Here is a 21693-nt window from a genome sequence, read left to right on the forward strand (position 1 = left end):
GCCGTCACCGCCGTTGCTGATGCCGAGCAGGCCCATGCCGTCGCCGCCGTTACCGCCGGCGCCGGCCAGAATCACGTTGTCGTTGTCATCGACGAATGCGGCCCCGCCGTTACCACCGGTGCCGCCGTAGCCCATGAAGCCGCCGCCGGCCCCGCCGTCGCCGCCGGTGCCCGCGTAGACGACGCCATCGATGGTGACGGTTGAGCCGACCGCCGCGTCGCCGCCGGTGCCGCCATTGCCAAAGAAGCCGGCCGCGCCGCCGTCGGAGCCGTCGATCCCGTCACCGCCGTCGCCGAACCAGAGGCCACCGGCTTGGGCCGCGACCAGGTCACCGTCGCCGTTGATGTAGGCGTCCGCGCCATTGCACAACACGCCGCACGAGTCACCCATGGCGAACATCTGGTTCAGCGGGTCCAGCCACCAGTCGTTGGCCGAGTTGTCGATCATCGCCTGCATCGGGTCATAAATCGCCAGGTACGCCTGGTCGTCGAAGGCCACCCACGCATCCGGGTCGCCCATCAGCAGGCCGCCCCAGTCGCTGAAGGTGAAGGCGGCGTCACCGGGAATTTCGGCCTCCGCACCGAACCACGACAGCGGGTCCAGCCAGTCGAAGTCGAAGTCGGCTTGCGCCGGTGAAGCCGCTAGCGGCGACATCCCGAACGCCAGAAAAGCCCCCACCGATGTCGCGGCACCGGCCAACCGCCGTCGCGCCACTTTCGACCGTCGCCCCTGAACTCGCTCCGCCACCGCAGTCTCCTCCCCGTGTGCAATGCCGCATCGCTGCAGCTGTTTGCCTAACGTTTGCTAAGTGTGGGCTAAATTAGCAGCAGCGTCAGTAATTTGTCCAATTTTATGATCTTTAGCCGCGATTTTGCGTCTTTTGGTCCTAGGCGTCTGCAATCAGGCGGCTGACAGGACTAATGACCTTCATCCGGCTCGTTATCCGGTCAAAATGACCCTGCTATTAGCCAGGTCTAACGGCCCATAAACATGAGAACTGCTGGTTATGCATGTCATTGATGACTCAGGGTATGTCCGTGCAGTTCAGGTTTGACGCCGGGAGAACAGCAGGTGGCGGGTGTCGACCTTGCCACGCCTGCTCAGAACCGAGTCCAGCAGGTAGTTGTCGTGCAAGCGCCAGGGATGGTGCGATCCGGCCCGCGGTAGCTGGCCCAGCGCGCGCTGCACGTAGCCGGAGATCTGCGTCACCAGCGGGCGCTCCTGCACGTGTGGGCCGGGTTCGCGCGGCACCACGGTGTCGAAGCCATGAGCATCCATGTGCTTGAGCACCCGGCAGACCGACTCCGACACCAAGTCGGCCTTCAGGGTCCATGACGCGTTGCTGTAACCGACGGTGAAAGCCAGGTTCGGCACGCCGCTGAGCATCATGCCCTGGTAGGCGACCGTGTCGCGGGGACTGATCCGCAGGCCGTCACGGCGGATCTCGGCGCCGCCGAACAACCGCAGGTTCAGCCCGGTCGCCGTGACGATCATGTCGGCGGGCAGTTCGTCGCCGGAGTGCAGCCGGACCCCGGTCGGGGTGAACGTCTCGATCTCATCGGTGACGACGTCGGCCCGGCCCGTGTTGAGCGCTGCGAAGAGATCACCGTCGGGGGCCAGACACAGCCGTTGGTCCCAGGGCTGATAGCTGGGGCCGAAGTGCTTGACGACATCGAAGTCCTCGGGCAGCCGCCGCCGGGCCATCCGCATCAATGCCCGGCGCATGAGGGCCGGGAATCGTCGGCTCACCTGGTAAACGGCGATCTGTCCCACGATGTAGCCCCACCGGTTGACTGCGGCCGCGGCCCGCCTCGGCAGCAGCCGGTTCAGCCGGCGCGCCACCGGATCCACCGACCGCAGCAACCCGATGTAGCCGGGGGATCGCTGCACCATGGTGACGTGGCCCGCGCCCGAGGCGACCAGCGCCGGCACCAGCGTCACGGCGGTGGCGCCGGAGCCGATCACGGCGATTTTCTTCCCCTCGTAGTCCAACTCCGTCGGCCAGTGCTGCGGGTGAATGATCGGTCCGGCGAAGCTCTCGGTGCCCGGGAACTGCGGCGCGTAGGCATCGTCGTAGTCGTAGTAGCCGCTACAGGCGATCAGGAAGCCACAGCGGATCTCGATCGTCTCGCCGTCGCGCTCGACGGTCAGGCGCCACTCGGCGTGCGCTTCGCTCCAGTCGGCGGCCACCAGCCGGTGGCCATAGCGGATGCGGTCGGCTATGCCGCTCTCGGCGACGGTCTCGCGCAGGTAGTTCTTGATCGTTGCGCCGTCGGCGATGGTGGTGTCGGCGGTCCATGGTTTGAACCGGAAGGCGAAGGTGAACATGTCCGAGTCCGAACGAATCCCCGGATACCGGAACAGATCCCAGGTGCCACCCAGGTCGTGACGGCGCTCCAGGACGGCATAGCTTTTCGACGGGCAGTGCCGCTGCAGATGCCACGCTGCGCTGATCCCGGAGATCCCGGCGCCGACGACCGCGACGTCGAGGTATTCGGACACGGGCGATCAGCGTAGTTCAACGAACCGGAAAACCGGCACTCGACATGGTGTCGATTTTCTCGACACAGTGTAGACTATCGGTCGTGACCTCGCTTGGCTCGACCCGATCCCGCAGCCGCCGTTCGGCACGGCCGTCCGGCGACGATCGGGAGCGGGCGATTCTGACCACGGCGGAACGACTCCTCGAGCAGCGGCCGCTGGCCGAGATCTCCGTGGACGACCTGGCCAAGGGCGCCGGGATCTCCCGGCCCACGTTCTACTTCTATTTCAAGTCCAAGGACGCGGTGCTGCTGTCGCTGCTGGAGCCGCTGATCGCGGCCGCGGACTCGGAGTTCGTCGGGGCGGTGCAGCGACTGCCGAGCGACCCGCGGCGGATCTGGCGCAGCGGCATCAAGGCGTTCTTCATCGCGTTCAGCTCGCATCGGGCGATCGCTCGGGCCGGCACCGAGGCGCTGGCCACCAGCCCGGAATTCAAGGCGATGTGGAACGGCTTCATGGGCAGATGGATCGAGCAGACCGCGGCAATGATCACCGCCGAGCGGGATCGCGGCGCGGCGCCGCACACCATCCCGGTCCTGGATCTGGCGACGTCGCTGAATCAGATGAACGAGCGCACCATGATGGCGTCGCTGGTCGCCGAGGAACCCTCGATCGCCCATGATCGGGTGGTCGACACCCTGACACACATCTGGGTCAGCAGCATCTACGGCGACGCGTTGTAAGTCGGCGTCAGAACTCGCCGACACCGAAACCGGCCAGCAGCACCGCGAAGCCGCCGATCTCACCGACGATGAGCAAGACCATGCCCACCTTCAACAGCGGGCCGGGTTTCTCGAACTGGTTGGTGGTGTCGCGCAGGGCGCCGTGCAGCATGTAGCTGGCGATAGCGGTGACGAAGAAGTACACCATCACCATCGACGCGGTCATGTTCACCCAGGTGGGCCAGCCGCTGAGTTCGACGAACACCGCGACCAGCAGCGTGGCGAAGGAGTACAGCAGCGCCGCCCGGTGGGCGATGTCGACGTAGATGTGAGCCTGGTGGTTCTCCGAGGTGATGATCTGCTGGTACTTCCAGACCCCCAGCAGCAGCGCCAGCAGGAAAATGAGCCCGGCCGCCAGCAGGGTCACCTTGGTGTCGATACCTAGAGTCACCACATGCACAGCGACGAGCCTATCGGGCGCTGCGTTTCCTCCGCCGAGCAGACGCGAAAGCCCCCGAATCGGGCCGTCGATGGGGGCTTTCGTGTCTGCTCCCGCGAGATTTCACTCGCGAGATTTTCACTCGCGAGATTTTCACTGGGGCATCGCGTCCGGGGGACTCTTCGCGGGGAAAGGCACTAACGTCGGCGGGATGCGCTTCGCGTTCAAGACCTCGCCGCAGAACACCACCTGGGCCGACATGCTGGCGGTCTGGCAGGCCGCCGACGACATCGACGTCTACGAGTCCGGCTGGACCTTCGACCACTTCTACCCGATCTTCACCGACTCGACGGGGCCGTGCCTGGAGGGCTGGACGACGCTGACCGCGCTGGCGCAGGCCACCACCCGGCTGCGGCTGGGCACCTTGGTCACCGGCATCCACTACCGCCATCCCGCCGTATTGGCCAACATGGCCGCCGCGCTCGACATCATCTCCGGGGGCCGGCTGGAGTTGGGCATCGGCGCCGGCTGGAACGAGGAGGAGTCCGGCGCCTACGGAATCGAGCTGGGCACCATCCGCGAGCGCTTCGATCGCTTCGAGGAGGCGTGTGAAGTCCTGGTCAGCCTGCTGAGCAAGGAGACGACGGACTTCCAGGGCGACTACTACCGGCTCACCGCGGCCCGCAACGAGCCGAAGGGCCCGCAGCGTCCACACCCGCCGATCTGTATCGGCGGCAGCGGCGAGAAGCGCACCCTGAAGATCACCGCGCGCTACGCCCAGCACTGGAACTTCGTCGGCGGCACGCCGGCCGAATTCGCCCGCAAACGTGACGTCTTGGCCGGCCACTGCGCCGACATCGGCCGCGACGCAGCCGAGATCACGCTGTCGGCGCACGTACGGCTGGACCCCGATCATGACTACCGCCAGGTCATCGATGACGCCGCCGCGCTCGGCGCCGAAGGGCTGGACCTGGCGATCGTCTATCTGCCGGTGCCCTACGACCCGGCGGTGCTGGAACCCCTTGCCGAGGCGGTCCGCGATTCGGGTCTATGGGCCCCGATTACGGCGCGCTAGCGGCCAGCAAACTTTCCGGGCTCACTACGCCCGGCTCAGCTACGTGGCGTAGCGCAGCAGCTCGTCGGCGGTGATCAGACGCTCGTGCTTGGCCGGGAACTCCCGGCTCCTGCGCGGATACCGCAGCAGTGACCAGGCCATTCGGCCCATCCGGTATCGGAATATCGGGTTGATGTACACGGTGATAGACCCCCGCCCCGGCTCGGACCAGATTGGAATAACGCGGACCATGTTAACACGGCGGTTAACGCGGCGCCCATTGCCGACCATTAGACACCGGCGTCATGGCAAACAAGACGCGACTCGCCGAATTGTGTTGCATTTGTTGTAATCGGGACAGAAGATGCTGCAGGGGCAGAAGGTCAATGAGCCGGCGCCCGTGCACCGCCCTACCGGATCGGCGCCATCGTCGGCGTGACCGGGGCCGGCAAGGCGGTCTTGCCCATCAGATACCGGTCAGCGGCGGCGGCGGCGGCCCGGCCCTCGGCGATCGCCCAGACGATCAGCGACTGGCCGCGTCCCATGTCGCCGGCGACGTAGACCCCCGGCACGCCGGTCGCGAAGTCCGCGTCGCGGGCCACGGTTCCGCGACCGGTGAACTCCACGCCCAGGTCGGTCAACAACGCCGACCGTTCCGGGCCGACGAACCCCATCGCCAGCAGCACCAGGTCCGCCTCGAGTTCGAAGTCGGTGCCCGCCACCTTCTCGAAACTTCCGTTGCGCCGCCGTACCTCGTGGGCCCGCAGCCCGGTGACGTGCCCGTCTCGGCCGATGAACTCCTCGGTGTTGACCGAGAACACCCGGTCGCCGCCCTCCTCGTGCGCCGCCGAGGTCCGCATGATCAGCGGGTACATCGGCCACGGCGTGGACGGGTCCCGGGTCTCCGGCGGTCGCGGCATGATCTCGAACTGGTGCACGCAGCTGCCGCCCTGGCGGTGCACCGTGCCCAGGCAGTCGGCGCCGGTGTCGCCGCCGCCGATGATGACCACCTTCTTGCCGTGCGCGGTGATCGGCGGCTCGGCCAGATCACCGGCCTGGACGCGGTTCGCCCACGGCAGGTACTCCATCGCCTGGTGGATCCCGTCCAGCTCCCGGCCGGGGATCGGCAGGTCGCGCCACGCGGTGGCCCCACCGGCCAGCACGACGGCGTCGAAGTCGCTGCGTAGTTGGTCAGCCGTGACATCCACGCCGACGTTCACGCCCGCCCGGAACACCGTGCCCTCGGCGACCATCTGAGCCAGCCGCCGGTCGACGATGCGCTTCTCCATCTTGAATTCCGGTATGCCGTAACGCAGCAGTCCCCCGATGCGGTCATCACGCTCGTAGACCGTCACCGCGTGCCCGGCCCGGGTGAGTTGCTGGGCGGCGGCCAGCCCGGCCGGCCCGGAGCCCACCACCGCCACCGACTTGCCGGTCGTCTTCGACGGCCGGATCGGCTCCGCCCAGCCTTCTTTGAAGCCACGCTCGACGATCTCGTACTCGACCTGCTTGATCGTCACGGGCGGCTGGTTGATGCCCAGCACGCAGGCCGGCTCACACGGCGCGGGGCAGAGCCGCCCGGTGAAGTCGGGGAAGTTGTTGGTGGCGTGCAGCCGGTCGAACGCCTCGCGCCAGCGCCCGGTGCGGACCAGGTCGTTCCATTCCGGAATCAGGTTGCCCAGCGGACATCCGGTGTGACAGAACGGGACCCCGCAGTCCATGCAGCGGCCCGCCTGTTCGCGCAGCGTGTCCTCGGCGAACTCCTGATACACCTCGTTCCAGTCGCCCACCCGCTCGGAGACCGGCCGGCGCAACGGCAGGATGCGCTGGGTGTGGGTGAGAAATCCCTTCGGGTCAGCCATGTGCTGCCGCCATGATCGCCTCATTCGGATCGGTGCCGCTCGCCTTCGCCTCGGCCACCGCTGCGAGCACCCTTCGGTAATCGCGCGGCATCACCTTGACGAAGTGGCGACGGTGGTTCGGCCAGTCGGCCAGGATTGCCCGTGCGGGCGCGGAGTCGGTTGCCTCGGCGTGGGCCGCCAGGATCCCGCGCAACCAGCTGACGTCGTCGGCGTCGAAGTCATCGAAGGCGTCCAACTCGACCATCTCGGTGTTAAGCCTGCCCGGCAGTTGTGCATCCGGGTCGTAGACGTAGGCGACGCCGCCGGACATCCCGGCGGCGAAGTTGCGTCCGGTGCTGCCCAGCACCACCACCTTCCCGCCGGTCATGTATTCGCAGCCGTGGTCGCCGACACCCTCGACAACGGCATGTGCCCCGGAGTTGCGGACCGCGAACCGTTCACCGACCACTCCCCGCAGGAACACCTCACCGCTGGTGGCGCCGAACAGGATCACGTTGCCGCCGATGATGTTGTCCTCGGCGACGTACCCGTCGGGCGCGTCGGTCGGCGGCCGGACCACAATCCGGCCACCGGAGAGGCCCTTGCCGACATAGTCGTTGGCGTCACCGAAGACCCGCAGCGTGATCCCGGGCGGCAGGAAGGCACCGAAGCTGTTGCCGGCAGATCCGGTGAACGTGATGTCGATGGTGTCTGCCGGCAAGCCTTTGGCGCCATAGGCTTTGGTGACCTGGTTCCCGAGCATGGTGCCGACGGTCCGGTTGACGTTGGAGATATCGGTAGCGAACCGGACCGGGGTGCCGGAGTCGAGTGCCTCGCGGCTCATCACGATCAACTGCTGATCCAGCGCCTTCTCCAGGCCGTGATCCTGGCCGGAGCTGCAGTACAGGTCCTGGTTCATGAAGGGCGACTCCGGCTCGTGCAGCACCGGCCCGAGGTCGAGCTTGTGGGCCTTCCAGTGCGCCCGCGCCAACGTGGTGTCCAGGGCGTTCACCTGCCCGACCGCTTCATTGATGGTGCGGAAGCCCAGCGCCGCAAGGTATTCGCGGACCTCTTCGGCGATGAACCAGAAGAAGTTCTCGACGAACTCCGGCCGGCCGGTGAAGCGGCTGCGCAGCTCCGGGTTCTGAGTGGCCACCCCGACCGGGCAGGTGTCCAGGTGGCAGACCCGCATCATGATGCAGCCCGAGACCACCAGGGGCGCGGTGGCGAAACCGAACTCCTCGGCGCCCAGCAACGCGGCGATGACCACGTCGCGGCCCGTCTTGAGCTGTCCGTCCACCTGCACCACGATCCGGTCCCGAAGACCATTGAGCAGCAGCGTCTGCTGAGTCTCGGCCAGACCCAGCTCCCACGGCGCCCCGGCGTGTTTGAGCGAGGTCAGCGGCGCCGCCCCGGTGCCGCCGTCGTGGCCGGAGATCAGCACCACGTCGGCGTGCGCCTTGGACACCCCGGCCGCCACCGTCCCGACGCCGTTCTCCGCGACCAGCTTGACGTGAATACGGGCCTCCGGGTTGGCGTTCTTCAGATCGTGAATCAGCTGCTTGAGGTCTTCGATGGAGTAGATGTCGTGGTGCGGTGGCGGCGAGATCAACCCGACGCCGGGGGTGGCGTGGCGGACCTCGGCGATCCACGGATACACCTTGTTACCCGGAAGCTGGCCGCCCTCACCGGGTTTGGCCCCTTGCGCGATCTTGATCTGCAGATCGGTGCAGTTGACCAGGTAGTCGCTGGTGACGCCGAACCGGCCGGAGGCGACCTGTTTGATCGCGCTGCGCCGCCAGTCGCCATTCTCGTCGGGCAGGTAGCGCCCGGCGTGTTCGCCGCCCTCGCCGCAGTTCGACCGGCCGCCGATCCGGTTCATCGCGATCGCCAGCGTCTCGTGGGCTTCGGCGGAGATCGAACCGTAGCTCATCGCCCCGGTTGAAAACCGTTTGACGATCTCGGTGGCCGGCTCGACCTCCTCGATCGGAACCGGCGGCCGATCCCCGATCTTGAACTTCAGCAGGCCCCGCAGGGTGGCCAGCCGCTCACTCTGATCATCGACCAGCGAGGTGTACTCCTTGAATACCTCGTACTGGCCGGTGCGGGTGGAGTGCTGCAGCTTGAACACCGTCTCGGGGTTGAACAGGTGGTACTCCCCCTCCCGGCGCCACTGGTACTCACCACCGACCGGCAACTCGCGGTGGGCGCGCTCCTCGGGACGGTCCAGGTAAGCCAGCGCGTGGCGGGTGGCCACGTCGGCGGCGATGTCGTCGAGCGTGATGCCGCCGATCGGGCAGTACAGGCCGGTGAAGTACTGGTCGAGAACGTCTTGGGAGATACCGACGGGCTGGAACAGTTGTGCGCCGGTGTAGGAGGCCCGCGTGGAGATGCCCATCTTCGACATCACCTTCAGCACGCCCTTGCCGGCGGCCTTGGCGTAGTTGACCAATGCCTTGTCCCGCGCAACGCCTTCGATCAACCCGCGGTCGAGCATGTCCTCGACGGACTCGAACGCCAGGTAGGGGTTGACGGCGGCGGCGCCGAAGCCGATCAGCGCCGCGATGTGGTGCACCTCGCGGGCATCGCCGGACTCCACCACCAGGCCCACCTTGGTCCGGCTGCGTTCGGCGACCAGATGGTGGTGCACCGCGGCCGTGGCCAGCAACGACGGGATGGGCGCCAGCGTCTCGTCGGACTCCCGGTCGGAGATCACCAGGAAGCTGGCGCCGTCGTTGATCGCCGCCGACGCCCGGGCGCATACCTGCTGCAACGCTGCGCGCAGCCCGGCCCCGCCCTCGGCCACCGGGTACAGGCAGCTGATCACCGCCGCCGACAGGCCGTGCGGGCCGCGGGTCCCGATCCGCTGATCCGGGTCCAGTTTCAGCAGCTTCGCCAGGTCCTGGTTGCTCAGAATCGGCTGGGGCAACACGATCTGGTGCCAGGTGGGCGCTTCGGTGTTGAGCAGATCGCCCTCCGGTCCGAGGGCGCCCTGCAGGCTGGTGATCACCTCTTCGCGGATGGCGTCCAACGGTGGATTGGTGACCTGGGCGAACAACTGCTGAAAGTAGTCGTAGAGCAACCGGGGCCGCGCCGAGAGCACCGCCACCGGGGTGTCGGTGCCCATCGACCCGATCGGCTCGGCGCCGGAGCGGGCCATCGGGGCGAGCAGCAGGTTGAGTTCTTCGTAGGTGTATCCGAACACCTGCTGGCGCAACAGCACCCGGTGGTGCTCCATGCGGGGTGCGTCACCGGGCGGCAGTTCGTCGATGCCGATCAGCGCCTCGTCGATCCACTGCTGGTAGGGGCGCTCGGCCGCCAGCGTCGACTTGATCTCCTGATCGGAGATGATCCGTCCGGCGGCGGTGTCCACCAAGAACATCCGGCCGGGCTGCAGCCGTTGCCGGTGCACCACGGTGGCGGGATCCAGGTCGAGCACTCCGGCCTCGGACGCCATCACCACCAGCCCGTCGTCGGTGACCCAGATCCTCGACGGCCGCAGCCCGTTGCGGTCCAGCACCGCACCCACCAGGGTGCCGTCGGTGAAGGTCATCGAGGCCGGGCCGTCCCAGGGCTCCATGAGCGAATCGTGGTATTCGTAGAACGCGCGGGTGGCGGCGTCCATGCTCTCGTGCCGCTCCCAGGCCTCCGGGATCATCATCAGCACCGCGTGCGGCAGGCTGCGGCCCCCCAGGTGCAGCAGTTCGAGCACCTCGTCGAACCGGGCGGTATCGGAGGCACCCGGAGTGCAGACCGGGAACAGCTTGGTGGCGCTGTTCTGAGCTCCGCCAGCGCCTTCCGCTCCCGCAGCGCCGAAGACCTCGGTCCGGATCAGCGCCTCCCGGGCCCGCATCCAGTTCTCGTTGCCGGTGACGGTGTTGATCTCGCCGTTGTGCGCGATGCGCCGGAACGGGTGCGCTAGCGGCCACGACGGAAACGTGTTGGTGGAGAACCGGGAGTGCACGATACCCAGCGCACTGTGCAGCCGCCCGTCGGCCAGGTCGGGATAGAAAGCCTTGAGCTGCGGCGTGGTCAACATGCCCTTGTAAACCATCGTCCGGCCGGAAAGGCTTGGGAAATAGACGGTCTCCCGCCCCGGGCCGTCCTGTCCGGGCCCCTTGTTACCCAGCTCGTGCTCGGCGCGTTTGCGCACCACGTAGGCGCGTCGCTCCAACTCCATGCCAGAGGCCCCGGCGATGAACAACTGGCGGAAGGTGGGCATCGCGTCGCGGGCCAACGCGCCCAGCGACGAGTCGTCGGTCGGCACGTCGCGCCAGCCGAGTACCTGCAGCCCTTCGGCTTCGACGATCTTCTCCAGGCCGGAGCAGGCGGCCGCCGCGTCTTTGGCCGACTGCGGCAGGAAAGCGATGCCGGTGGCGTAGTCGCCTTCGGCCGGCAGGTCGAAATCGGTGACCGCACGCAGGAACTGGTCGGGAACCTGGATCAGGATGCCGGCGCCGTCACCGCTGTGGGGTTCGGCTCCGGCGGCGCCGCGGTGCTCGAGGTTGAGCAGCGCGGTGATCGCCTTGTCGACGATGTCGCGACTACGTCGGCCGTGAATGTCGACGACCATGGCCACACCGCACGCGTCGTGTTCGAACGCGGGGTTGTAGAGCCCGGCCCGGGAGGGTGTCATCACCACCTGATCCTTCGCACTTTCCGGAGTCGACTCGTCTGACATCGACGAGCGATCGAGAGGATTGGTCCGTGCGACATTGAACGGCGGTCCGCCTGAAATTCTTCACAGGCAACGTCACGATATACCCCGGCCGGCGTCGCGTGCCACCTGCTGGACAAATGATCGACCGCCGGAGTTGTGTTACCTGGACGCAATATCCGGATGATGTCCAGGAAATGTGGGCTGCCTATCGTCTGGCTGGCCGCACGCAAAGGAGATCCGGTATGGACGTCGATATTTTCAAGCTGCTCGCCGACGAGTCAGTGGAGTACGTCGACGTTCGATTCTGTGATCTACCGGGCGTGATGCAACATTTCTCCATCCCTGCCTCAGCGTTGGATGCGAGCGTGTTCGAGGACGGGTTGGCCTTCGACGGTTCGTCGATCCGGGGCTTCCAGTCCATCCACGAGTCGGACATGCTGCTGTTACCCGACCTGCACACCGCATGGATCGATCCGTTCCGGGCGGCCAAGACGCTGAACCTGAACTTCTTCGTCCACGATCCCTTCACCCGCGAGCCCTACTCGCGCGACCCGCGCAACGTCGCGCGCAAAGCGGAGAACTACCTGACCAGCACCGGCATCGCCGACACCGCCTACTTCGGCGCCGAAGCCGAGTTCTACATCTTCGACTCGGTGAGCTTCGACTCGCAGATGAACGGCTCGTTCTACCAGGTGGATTCGGTTGCGGGGTGGTGGAACACCGGCAAGACCACCGAACCGGACGGCAGCCCCAATCGCGGCTACAAGGTCCGGCCCAAAGGCGGCTACTTCCCGGTGGCGCCCAACGACCAGTTCGTCGACTTGCGCGACGCGATGGCCACCAACCTGACCAACGCCGGTTTCGCGGTGGAGCGCGGTCACCACGAGGTCGGCACCGGCGGCCAGACCGAGATCAACTACCGGTTCAACACGCTGCTGCACGCCGCCGACGATTTGATGCTGTTCAAATACATCATCAAGAACACCGCCTGGGCGCACGGCAAGACCGTCACCTTCATGCCCAAGCCACTGTTCGGTGACAACGGCTCGGGCATGCACGTGCACCAGTCGGTCTGGCAGGACGGCGAACCGCTGTTCTACGACGAGGCCGGCTACGCCGGACTGTCGGACACCGCCCGGCATTACATCGGCGGCATCCTGCACCACGCCCCGTCGCTGCTGGCGTTCACCAACCCGACCATCAACTCCTACAAGCGCCTGGTGCCGCACTACGAGGCGCCGATCAACCTGGTCTACAGCCAGCGCAACCGCTCGGCCTGTGTGCGCATCCCGATCACCGGCACCAACCCCAAGGCCAAGCGGCTGGAGTTCCGCTGCCCGGACTCCTCGGGCAACCCGTACCTGGCGTTCGCCGCGATGCTGATGGCCGGCGTCGACGGCGTCAAGAACAAGATCGAGCCGCCCGACCCGGTCGACAAGGACCTCTACGAGCTGCCGCCGGACGAGGCGGCTGCCATCCCGCAGGCACCCACCCAGTTGTCCCACGTGATCGACAATCTGGAAGCCGACCACGAATACCTCACCGAAGGCGGGGTTTTCACTCCCGACCTCATCAACACCTGGATCAGCTACAAGCGGGAGCACGAGATCAACCCGATCAACCTGCGCCCGCACCCCTACGAGTTCGCGCTGTACTACGACTGCTGACCGGGGCTGACGCGGTATCGACGCCGCCGCGATTAAGCTGCAGGGTTGTCGGGCCACCCGGCCGTGCCGCTTCTGTATGCCCCGAGGAGCCTATGAACGCCCAGGACGACTTCCTGCGGGGCCGGGTGCCGCCGTCGCACCAGCATCCACAACAGCATCCGCCACAGCAGTCGCAGCAACCGTCACAACAACAACGGCCCTGGCAACCACCGCCGCAACCGCGCCCGCCACTGCAGCACGCGCCCTATCCGGCGCCGGCCCCGCTGCCGCCGGTCCGGCCCCGCCCGACCCGCGGCTGGCGGCGTGTCGTGCTGTCGGCGACGTTCGGGCTGGTCAACCTGGGTCCCTCACCGGCCGAACGGGAGGAGACCGCCTACGAGGCGGCCATCCGATCGATGCCGAACGGCAGCTACAAGGTGGGCGTGTTGGGCAAGGGCGGTGTCGGCAAGACCACGGTGGCGGCCAGCGTGGGTTCGGTGTTCGCCGCACTGCGCCGGGCCGACCACGTGGTGGCCGTCGACGCCGATACCGCGTTCGGCCGGCTCGGCAGCCGTATCGACCCGCGCGCCACCAGTTCCTACTGGGATCTGGCGGCCGATGCGGGCATGCAGTCGTTCGCCGACATCAGCAGCCGGGTGGGCGCCAACGCCGCGGGGCTCTACGTGCTGGTCGGCGAGCCGGCCGCGGGTCGGCGCCGGATCCTCGACGCCGCGTTGTACCGGGAGGCGGCGCTGCGCCTGGACCGGCACTTCACCATCTCGATCATCGACTGCGGTTCGACGATGGACTCACCGGTGACCCAGGAGGCCCTGCGCGACCTCGACGCGCTGATCGTGGTGTCCTCGCCCTGGGCGGACGGCGCCGGCGCAGCCGCCAAGACCATGGAGTGGCTCGCGGACCGCGGCCAGGGCGGCCTGCTGCAGCGCACCGTGGTGGTGCTCAACGACTCCGACGGCCACGCCGACCAGCGCACCCGCTCGGCGCTCACCGCGCAGTTCCTGCGGCACGGCCAGGCGGTGGTCGAGGTACCGTTCGACCCGCACCTGCGGCCCGGCGGGGTGATCGACATCATGCAGGAGATGGCACCGGCGACCCGCCGGCGTTTCCTGCAGATCGCGGCGATCATCGCGCATTACTTCTCGTCGCGCCCCGGCGGCCGGGACGCCAAGACCAGGCCGAATCAGAACAGGTAGCGCACGACGCTCTCGGCGACGCAGGCCGGCTTGGCGCTACCGTCGATGGACACCGTGGTCGAGTAGGTCACCTGCTGGGCGCCGCCGCCGACATCGGTGACCTCGACCACGGATGTCTCCGCCCGGATTTTGGAGCCGACGGGAACCGGCGCCGGGAAGCGCACCTTGTTCAGCCCGTAATTGATCGCCAGCTTCACTCCCTCGAGGCGACTGATCTGCGCCATCAATCTCGGCAGCATGGCCAGCGTCAGGTAGCCGTGAGCGATGGTGGTCCCGAACGGCCCGTCGGCGGCCCGCTCCGGGTCGACATGGATCCACTGGTGATCACCGGTGGCGTCGGCGAACAGATTGACGGCTTCCTGGGTGATGGTCACCCATTCGCTTTGGCCGATCGGCTCGCCCTGACAGGCGGCGAGTTCCTCGATCGATTCGAAAGTGCGCATACGCTCCCGCTTCCCCTATCTGATTCGTTGGATCTAATCCGTTGCCACCGTGCCATTTCGGCGCAGCAGCTCGATATCGTCGATTGTCATCCCCAGTTCGGTCAACAACTGTTCGGTGTCGGCACCCAAGGCCGGTGCCGCAACAGCAGGCGGGTGTACACCGTCCAGGGACGACGGCAGCCCAGCCGCCAGATAGTCGCCGATCCCGGGCTGGTGCAGCGACCGGAACATCGCGTTATCGCCCAGCCGCTCGTCTGCGGCCACGTCGGCGAAGCTGCGGTAGCGGTCCCACAGCAGCGAGGTGCCGGCAAGGGCCGCCTCGATCTGCGCCCCCGTCCGCTCGGCGAACCAGCCGCTGAACAGTCCGGTGAGCACGTCGCGGTGACGGTAGCGCTGCCCTTCGTCGCCGAAGTCGACATCGCGCGCATCGGCTAGTGCGGCAATGACTTTCGTCGTTCCGGTCAACTCGGTCAAATCGCGGAAGTGCCGGTTGGTCAGCGTGACGATCATGAACGACACACCGTCACTGCCGGTGAAGGTCTGGCCGTAGCTGCCGTAGAGCGCGTTGCCGATGCGTTCCCGCCGCGCACCGTTGACCATCGCCTCGGTGAGGAAGCCGAGCGCACTGGCGGTTCCCAGCGCGACATCCTCCAACGCCAGCCGGATCCGGCAGGGCTCACCGGTGCGGTCCCGGCGATGCAGCGCGGCGACCACCGCCAGCGCGCCGTGCAGCCCACAGGCGATGTCCCAGGCGGGCAGCACGTGGTTGATCGGTGCGCCGTGGTCCGCGGGTCCGGTCACCAGCGGAAAGCCGGTGGCCGCGTTGACCGTGTAGTCCACGGCGGTGGAGCCGTCGGCGCGGCCGAGCACCTCGAGATGGATCAGGTCAGCACGCTCGGCGACCAGCGTGTCGAAGGAAAGCCATTGCCGGCCGGCCATATTCGTCAGCACCACACCGCTTTCGGCGATCAGGCGCTGCACCAGACGCTGCCCTTCCGGTGCCCGCAGGTCGGCGGCCATCGAACGCTTGCCCTTGTTCAGCCCGGTCCAGTAGATCGACGTGCCGTCCTCGGTGACCGGCCAGCGACGGTAGTCGGCCGCCCCGCCGACCGGATCGATCCGCACCACGTCGGCGCCGAGTTGGGCCAGCGTCATCCCGGCGAGCGGCACCGCCACGAAGCTGGCGATCTCGATGACGCGCACCCCGGCCAGCGGTCGCGGCGCTTCCGCGACAGTCGGGACCATTCCTGCTCCTTGCGTCGATGATTACGTCGACTATATGCCTACCCCGGCAGCGGCCCCGGCGGGGAGCGAGTCCGCGCCGAATCTCAATCGTTGCCGAACCGCGATATGAAATCCCGTGGCGGCGAACAGGACACGACGGCGCATCGTGTTTGACTTCGTGCAGGAGGACAAAGCCACAAGCCTTCCGCAGCTTGCGGAACGACCATTGGGATGGGAAACAGCTTATGAAGAGCGTTGAGAAGTTGCGTCACGCGGCGGGCCGGGTGTCACGCCGGCTGTCGGTCGCGGCGGTGGGGGCCGCACTGCTGGGCGGGCTCGTCGGGGTCGTCGGCGGTTCGGGTGACGCGTCCGCGTTCTCCCGGCCGGGCCTGCCGGTGGAGTACCTGCAGGTGCCGTCGCCGTCGATGGGCCGCGACATCAAGGTGCAGTTCCAGCCGGGTGGCGCCCACGCGGTGTACCTGCTGGACGGGCTGCGGGCCCAGGACGACTTCAACGGCTGGGACATCAACACCCCGGCGTTCGAGGAGTACTACCAGTCGGGCCTGTCGGTGATCATGCCGGTCGGCGGGCAGTCCAGCTTCTACTCCGACTGGTATCAGCCGTCGCAGGGCAACGGGCAGAACTACACCTACAAGTGGGAGACCTTCCTGACCCGGGAGCTGCCCACTTGGATGCAGGCCAACAAGAGCGTGTCGCCCAATGGCAACGCGGTGGTGGGACTGTCGATGGCGGGTGGCTCCGCGCTGATCCTGGCGGCGTACTACCCGCAGCAATTCCCCTACGCCGCTGCGCTTTCGGGCTTCCTCAACCCCTCTGAGGGCTGGTGGCCGACGTTGATCGGGTTGGCGATGAACGATGCCGGCGGCTATAACGCCAACAGCATGTGGGGTCCCTCGTCGGACCCGGCCTGGCGGCGGAACGACGCGATGGTGCAGATCCCGCGGCTGGTGGCCAACCGCACCCGCATCTGGGTCTACTGCGGTAACGGCACGCCGAGCGACCTGGGCGGCAACAACCTGCCCGCCAAGTTCCTGGAGAGCCTGACGCTGCGCACCAACCAGACGTTCCAGCAGAACTACCTGGCCGCCGGCGGCAACAACGGGGTGTTCAACTTCCCGGCAAACGGCACGCACGACTGGCCGTACTGGAACGAGCAGCTGGTCGCGATGAAGCCCGACATCCAGCGGGTGCTGGGAGTGGGAATCGACCCGACCTGATCGACCCATCCCGGGTCCGCGAGACCGACGTTTTGCAGGAGCGGCCCTGCAAGACGTCGGTCTCGTCATTGGCGCAGGCCGGCCGTCACCGCCACACGTCGCGGCGGTCGACGTAGCGGTGGGTGTACCACATGGCCAGCACGCAGACCGCCGTGGCGATGCCCAGCATCCAGGTGCCGCCGGCGACCAGGCTGATGCAGCCACCGACGGCCGCGCCGGAGGTGTAGCCGGCAAGCAGCATGAAGTGGCCCAGCCAGTCAGCAATGCTGCCGCCGTTGAAATGGCGCTCGATGCCCTGGCCCAGTTTCACCACCGTGCCGGTGACATAGCTCAACGGGATCGACACCTCGCCGTCGCGGACGAAGGTGGTGTTGAGCGCGCCGACCCCGTACGCGACCAACAGGATCGGCAGCAGCGGCAGCGGCAGTGACGGTCCGCCCGCCACGGTCCAGTCCAGCAGGGTCGCGGCCAGCAGGGCGGCGGCCGTCAGCAGCAGCGCGCCGTGCGGCTGGTGGGGCCAGACCCGCCGGCGGAACACCGACGCGGTCAGCACGCCGCCCAGAAAGGAGAACAGCAGGGCCGCCGCAGAGATCGACAGCCACTCGTTGCCGTCGAAGACCCCCAGCACCGCACGCCCGGCGTTGCCGGTCATGAAGGTGACGAAGTAGCCCTCCGAATGGGTGTACGCCGTCGCCGCCAGCACCCCGGCCAGGGCAGCCAGCACCCAGGACAGCTTGGTTTCACTGTCGTAGTGCCGGCGTATCACGCGAGCCTGGAACTGATGCGGTCTACCTCAGCCGACCGGACCCGGCACCAAGGTGATGGTGGCGCTGTGCTCGCTGCCCATCGGGGTGCGCCAGCTCAAGGTGATGGTGTCGCCCGGGTGGCGCTGGTCGAGTACGTCGGTCAGGTCGGTGGCCGAGTTGACCGGCCGGCCGTTGACCGAGGTGATGACGTCATCCCTGGCGATACCGCTCTCGGCAGCCGGGGTGCCCTCGAGCACCTGGGCAACCCGCGCCCCACCGTTGTTGTCCACCACGCCGACACCCATGAACGCGGTCTCACCGATGTGGACGGTAGGCGAGGAGATGCCGGAGCGAATCTGATTGGCGATGGCCATCGCCTGGTTGATCGGGATCGCGTACCCTTCACCGCCGGGCTGGGCGAACTTGTAGTTGTCCGACGCCGCGGTGTTCATCCCGATCACCTGGCCGGCCGCGTTCACCATCGGACCGCCAGAATCCCCGGGGCGGATCGCGGTGTCGGCCTTGATCATGTTCGTCAGTGTCTCGGTGCTGCCGGTGAGTTCGTCGAGGGCCGAGACGGTCTGGTTCAAGCCGATGACCTTGCCGGGCACCGCGCTCGGCGTGCCACCCTGGCCGCCGGCGTTGCCCATCGCGACCACCGGGTCGCCGACCGCGACCTTGGACGAGTCGCCGATGTTGGCCGTCGGCAGGCCGGAGGCGCCGCGCAGCTGCAGCACCGCCACGTCATGGCTGCGGTCGAACCCGAGCACGTCGACGTCGTAGCTCTGCCCGTTGCCGACCGAAACCACAGTGAGACTGGTGGCCCCGGCGATGACGTGGTTGTTGGTGAGCACGATGCCGTTGGGATCCAGCACGATCCCGGTTCCGGCGCCGACCGCGCTCTGATACCCCATCTGCGCGTCGATGTTGACCACCGCGGGACCGACCTGCGCGACCATCGCCGACGGGTCGAGCGGCGGCTTGGGCAGCGTCGGCGCCGCCTGGACCGGCACTGCACCAAGGCCGAGGCCGGCTGTGCTGATCACAGCCGCTGTGACGCTGAACAGCCACCACCTGAGCGGGCGATGCGGTCCTCTCATCGGCGTTACCTCCTGCGGTCCGTCACGATTCGAGTGCCGAAATCCGGCACATCCCAGCACCTCTCCGACGTGGATCCGTGAGAGAAACACCGCAAGCTTACCGGAACCGTCGGCGCGGACCGCAAAAGGTGGCGGTCAGCTGGCCAAACACCGAGCTGTCGGAGGGGTTGTGCTCAGCCTCCGTTGCAGGAAGGCTGAGCGTGCAGGAGGACGCCATGGCAGACAAGACCGGGACCTCAAGGGGCGCTGCTGCCGCCCCCACCGCGGCCAGTCCGGCCGCCATCCGCAATGTCGTGCTGGTCGGTCCGCCGGGCTCCGGCAAGACCACCCTCGTCGAGGCGATGCTGGTCGCGGCCGGGGTGTTGCCGCGAGCCGGTTCCGTCGGCGACGGCAGCACGGTCTGCGACTACGACGACGCCGAGATCCGCCAGCAGCGTTCGGTTGGGGTGGCGTGCGCATCGCTGTCGCACGACGGGGTCAAGGTCAACCTGATCGACACGCCCGGTTACGCCGATTTCCTCGGGGAACTACGGGCGGGGTTGCGGGCCGCCGACGCTGCGCTGTTCGTCGTGGCGGCCAACGAGGACATCGATGAGGCCGCCAATGTGCTGTGGCAGGAATGCCACCAGCTCGCCATGCCGCGGGCAGTGGTGGTGACCAAGCTGGACCATGCCCGGGCGGACTACCCGGGCACCGTGGCGGCCGCCCGGACGGCCTTCGGTGAGCAGGTGCTGCCGCTGTACCTGCCGGATCCCACCGCCCCCGGCGCCGGCCTGACCGGGCTGCTGGCGGCGGAGCGCTGCGAGGCGCCCGACACCGAGCGACAACGCGGCGAACTGATCGAGGCGATCATCGAGGAGTCCGAGGACGAGTCGCTGCTGGACCGCTACCTGGGCGGGGAGCCGACCGACGGGGCGGTTCTCACCAAAGACCTGGAGCGGGCCCTGGAACAGGTGCTGGCGCGCGGTTCGTTGTTTCCGGTCATCCCGGTCTGCAGCGCCACCGCCGTCGGCGTTGCCGAACTGCTCGAGGTCATCACCGCTGAATTCCCCGGGCCGCCCGAGCACCTGCTCCCGGAGGTGTTCACCCCCGACGGTGTGGCGCGCCGCGGGCTCAGCTGTGACCCGGCCGGACCGCTGCTGGCCGAGGTGGTCCGCACGACGTCGGATCCCTACGTCGGGCGGGTCAGCCTGGTGCGGGTGTTCTCCGGAACCATCAAGCCCGACAGCGGGATCCATGTCAGCGGACACTGCACCGGGTTCTTCGGCGACGGCAGCGGCCATGCCGACCACGACGAGGACGACCGGATCGGGGCGCTGGCGTTTCCACTCGGCAGACAACAGCGGCCGGCCGCGGCGGTGATGGCCGGCGACATCTGCACGGTGGGGCGGCTCAGCCACGCCGAGACCGGGGACACGCTGTCGGACAAGGCCGAACCGCTGGTCTGCAAACCGTGGTCGATGCCCGACCCACTGCTGCCGGTCGCGGTCGTCCCGCACGCCAAGACCGACGAGGACAAGCTGGCGGTTGGGCTGGCGCGGCTGGCGGCCGAGGACCCGGGGCTGCGGATCGAGCGGAACCCGGAAACCCATCAGACCGTGCTGTGGTGCCTGGGCGAAGCGCACTCGGGCATCGTGCTCGACGCGCTGACCCACTGGGTGTCGGTGGACACCGTCGCGCTGCGGATCGCGCTACGGGAGACGTTCGTCAGCAGGGCCAACGGGCACGGCCGCCATGTCAAGCAGTCCGGCGGGCACGGCCAGTACGCGGTCTGCCACATCGAAGTCGAGCCGGTGGCCCAAGGTTCCGGTTTCGAGTTCGTCGACCGGGTGGTGGGCGGGGCGGTCCCCCGCCAGTTCATCCCCAGCGTGGAGAAGGGCGTCCGCGCGCAGCTGGAGCGTGGGCTCACCGGTGGAGCCGGAGCCGGCTACCCGGTGGTCGACATCCGGGTGACCCTGCTCGACGGCAAAGCCCACAGCGTCGACTCGTCCGACTTCGCGTTCCAGATGGCGGGCGCCGCCGCACTGCGCGACGCCGCGGCCGCCGGCGGGGTGCGGTTGCTCGAGCCGATCGACGACGTCACGGTGCTGGTTCCCGACGAACTGGTCGGTGCGGTGATGGGCGATCTGTCGTCTCGCCGCGCCCGGGTGGTCGGCACCGATAAAGTCGGTGCGGACCGCACGCTGGTGAAAGCCGAGGTACCGCAGGCCGAGCTGATCCGGTACGTGGTCGAGCTGCGTTCGCTGACGCACGGCGCCGGTTCGTTCACCCGGCGCTTCGCCCGGTATGAGCCGCTGCCGGAGTCCTCGGCGTCCGTGGCCGCGTACGCCGGCAGCAGCGCGTAACCCGCGCGACACCGAAAGGACTGTTGATGACGACGATCGCCGGGCTGCCCGCGCACATCCTGCTGCTGCATTTCGTGGTGGCGCTGGTGCCGCTGACCGCGGTGCTGCTCATCCTGTGCGCACTGTGGCCGGCGGCACGCCGGCGGCTGGTCTGGCTGGTGGCGGTGCTGGCCGCCCTCACGCTGCTGGTCACGCCGGCGACGGTCACCGCCGGCGAGTGGCTGGCCGACACCGGCAAGATCGGCGAATCGCCCGACCTCGACCGCCACATGACCGCCGGCGGGTACGGCCTCTATATGGCGCTCGGCCTGGCCCTGGCGGCAGCCCTGCTGGCCGGCCTGCACGTGGCGCTGTCCCGCGGCGGCACGGTGACGCCGGTGGTGCGGTTGACGATCGTCGCGACCGTGATCGCCCTGGCCGGCGGGTCGATGTTCGCGATCCACACCATCGGCGAATCCGGGAGCAAGGCTGCCTGGGGCAGCCTTTTGGCGCCGGCGGAAGACGGCTAAATCTGCGCCGCACCCGCTGCGCTTGGCACAA

General features: G+C 67.7%; 15 protein-coding genes and 1 pseudogene. 7 read left to right on the forward strand and 9 right to left on the reverse strand.

The window, feature by feature from the left end; translation table 11 throughout:
• A pseudogene (locus DQP56_RS12930) lies at nt 1–747 on the reverse strand (hypothetical protein); the annotation flags it as partial.
• A gap of 297 nt (nt 748–1044) precedes the next feature.
• A complete protein-coding gene (locus DQP56_RS12935) occupies nt 1045–2502 on the reverse strand; it encodes a flavin-containing monooxygenase (protein WP_112686001.1) in 1458 nt (485 codons plus the stop codon).
• A gap of 83 nt (nt 2503–2585) precedes the next feature.
• On the opposite strand from DQP56_RS12935, the gene DQP56_RS12940 reads away from it, so the two are divergent.
• A complete protein-coding gene (locus DQP56_RS12940; protein ID WP_112686003.1) occupies nt 2586–3224 on the forward strand; it encodes a TetR/AcrR family transcriptional regulator in 639 nt (212 codons plus the stop codon).
• A 7-nt stretch (nt 3225–3231) separates the two neighbouring features.
• On the opposite strand, the gene DQP56_RS12945 is transcribed toward DQP56_RS12940, so the two are convergent.
• Nucleotides 3232–3654 (reverse strand): hypothetical protein, encoded by a 423-nt coding sequence (locus DQP56_RS12945; protein ID WP_112686027.1) that lies wholly within the window; start codon nt 3652–3654, stop codon nt 3232–3234.
• Nucleotides 3655–3853: 199 nt separating this feature from the next.
• Between DQP56_RS12945 and DQP56_RS12950 the strand changes: the two genes are divergently transcribed.
• Entirely contained in the window at nt 3854–4717 is an 864-nt protein-coding gene (locus DQP56_RS12950; protein ID WP_112686005.1) for an LLM class F420-dependent oxidoreductase, read from the forward strand.
• A 389-nt stretch (nt 4718–5106) separates the two neighbouring features.
• On the opposite strand, the gene gltD is transcribed toward DQP56_RS12950, so the two are convergent.
• Complete coding sequence (gene gltD / locus DQP56_RS12955; protein ID WP_112686007.1) at nt 5107–6558, reverse strand: glutamate synthase subunit beta; 1452 nt, start codon at nt 6556–6558, stop codon at nt 5107–5109.
• Nucleotides 6551–11173, reverse strand: coding sequence for a glutamate synthase large subunit (gltB, locus tag DQP56_RS12960; protein ID WP_112686029.1), 4623 nt, complete (start codon nt 11171–11173; stop codon nt 6551–6553). The genes gltD and gltB overlap by 8 nt, the downstream gene beginning before the upstream one ends.
• Nucleotides 11174–11439: 266 nt before the next feature.
• On the opposite strand from gltB, the gene glnA reads away from it, so the two are divergent.
• Together glnA and DQP56_RS12970 are read left to right on the forward strand one after the other, a co-directional pair.
• A complete protein-coding gene (gene glnA / locus DQP56_RS12965; RefSeq protein ID WP_112686009.1) occupies nt 11440–12864 on the forward strand; it encodes a type I glutamate--ammonia ligase in 1425 nt (474 codons plus the stop codon).
• A gap of 92 nt (nt 12865–12956) precedes the next feature.
• Nucleotides 12957–14057: a MinD/ParA family ATP-binding protein gene (locus DQP56_RS12970; RefSeq protein ID WP_205868872.1), complete on the forward strand. Its 1101-nt coding sequence runs from the start codon at nt 12957–12959 to the stop codon at nt 14055–14057.
• Here DQP56_RS12970 and DQP56_RS12975 read toward each other — a convergent pair.
• Together DQP56_RS12975 and DQP56_RS12980 are read right to left on the reverse strand one after the other, a co-directional pair.
• On the reverse strand, nt 14045–14500 hold the full coding sequence (locus DQP56_RS12975; RefSeq protein ID WP_112686011.1) for a MaoC family dehydratase: 456 nt from the start codon (nt 14498–14500) through the stop codon (nt 14045–14047). The genes DQP56_RS12970 and DQP56_RS12975 overlap by 13 nt on opposite strands.
• A gap of 33 nt (nt 14501–14533) precedes the next feature.
• A complete protein-coding gene (locus DQP56_RS12980; RefSeq protein WP_112686013.1) occupies nt 14534–15745 on the reverse strand; it encodes a CoA transferase in 1212 nt (403 codons plus the stop codon).
• 224 nt (nt 15746–15969) lie between these two features.
• Here DQP56_RS12980 and ag85C point away from each other — a divergent pair, with 224 nt between their 5' ends.
• Nucleotides 15970–16962, forward strand: coding sequence for a diacylglycerol acyltransferase/mycolyltransferase Ag85C (gene ag85C / locus DQP56_RS12985; protein ID WP_112686015.1), 993 nt, complete (start codon nt 15970–15972; stop codon nt 16960–16962).
• Nucleotides 16963–17047: 85 nt separating this feature from the next.
• On the opposite strand, the gene DQP56_RS12990 is transcribed toward ag85C, so the two are convergent.
• Together DQP56_RS12990 and DQP56_RS12995 are read right to left on the reverse strand one after the other, a co-directional pair.
• Nucleotides 17048–17728 carry a YoaK family protein gene (locus tag DQP56_RS12990; RefSeq protein ID WP_112686017.1) on the reverse strand — a complete coding sequence of 227 codons (681 nt, stop codon included), beginning with the start codon at nt 17726–17728 and terminating at the stop codon, nt 17048–17050.
• A 27-nt stretch (nt 17729–17755) separates the two neighbouring features.
• On the reverse strand, nt 17756–18808 hold the full coding sequence (locus tag DQP56_RS12995; RefSeq protein ID WP_165825008.1) for a S1C family serine protease: 1053 nt from the start codon (nt 18806–18808) through the stop codon (nt 17756–17758).
• Between the two features lie 215 nt (nt 18809–19023).
• Between DQP56_RS12995 and DQP56_RS13000 the strand changes: the two genes are divergently transcribed.
• Both DQP56_RS13000 and DQP56_RS13005 read left to right on the forward strand, forming a co-directional pair.
• Nucleotides 19024–21153 (forward strand): elongation factor G-like protein EF-G2, encoded by a 2130-nt coding sequence (locus tag DQP56_RS13000; RefSeq protein ID WP_112686033.1) that lies wholly within the window; start codon nt 19024–19026, stop codon nt 21151–21153.
• A gap of 26 nt (nt 21154–21179) precedes the next feature.
• On the forward strand, nt 21180–21662 hold the full coding sequence (locus tag DQP56_RS13005) for a hypothetical protein (RefSeq protein WP_112686021.1): 483 nt from the start codon (nt 21180–21182) through the stop codon (nt 21660–21662).
• Nucleotides 21663–21693 lie beyond the last annotated feature (31 nt).

Source organism: Mycolicibacter senuensis (assembly GCF_003284925.1).
GTDB classification, from domain to species: Bacteria; Actinomycetota; Actinomycetes; order Mycobacteriales; family Mycobacteriaceae; genus Mycobacterium; species Mycobacterium algericum_A.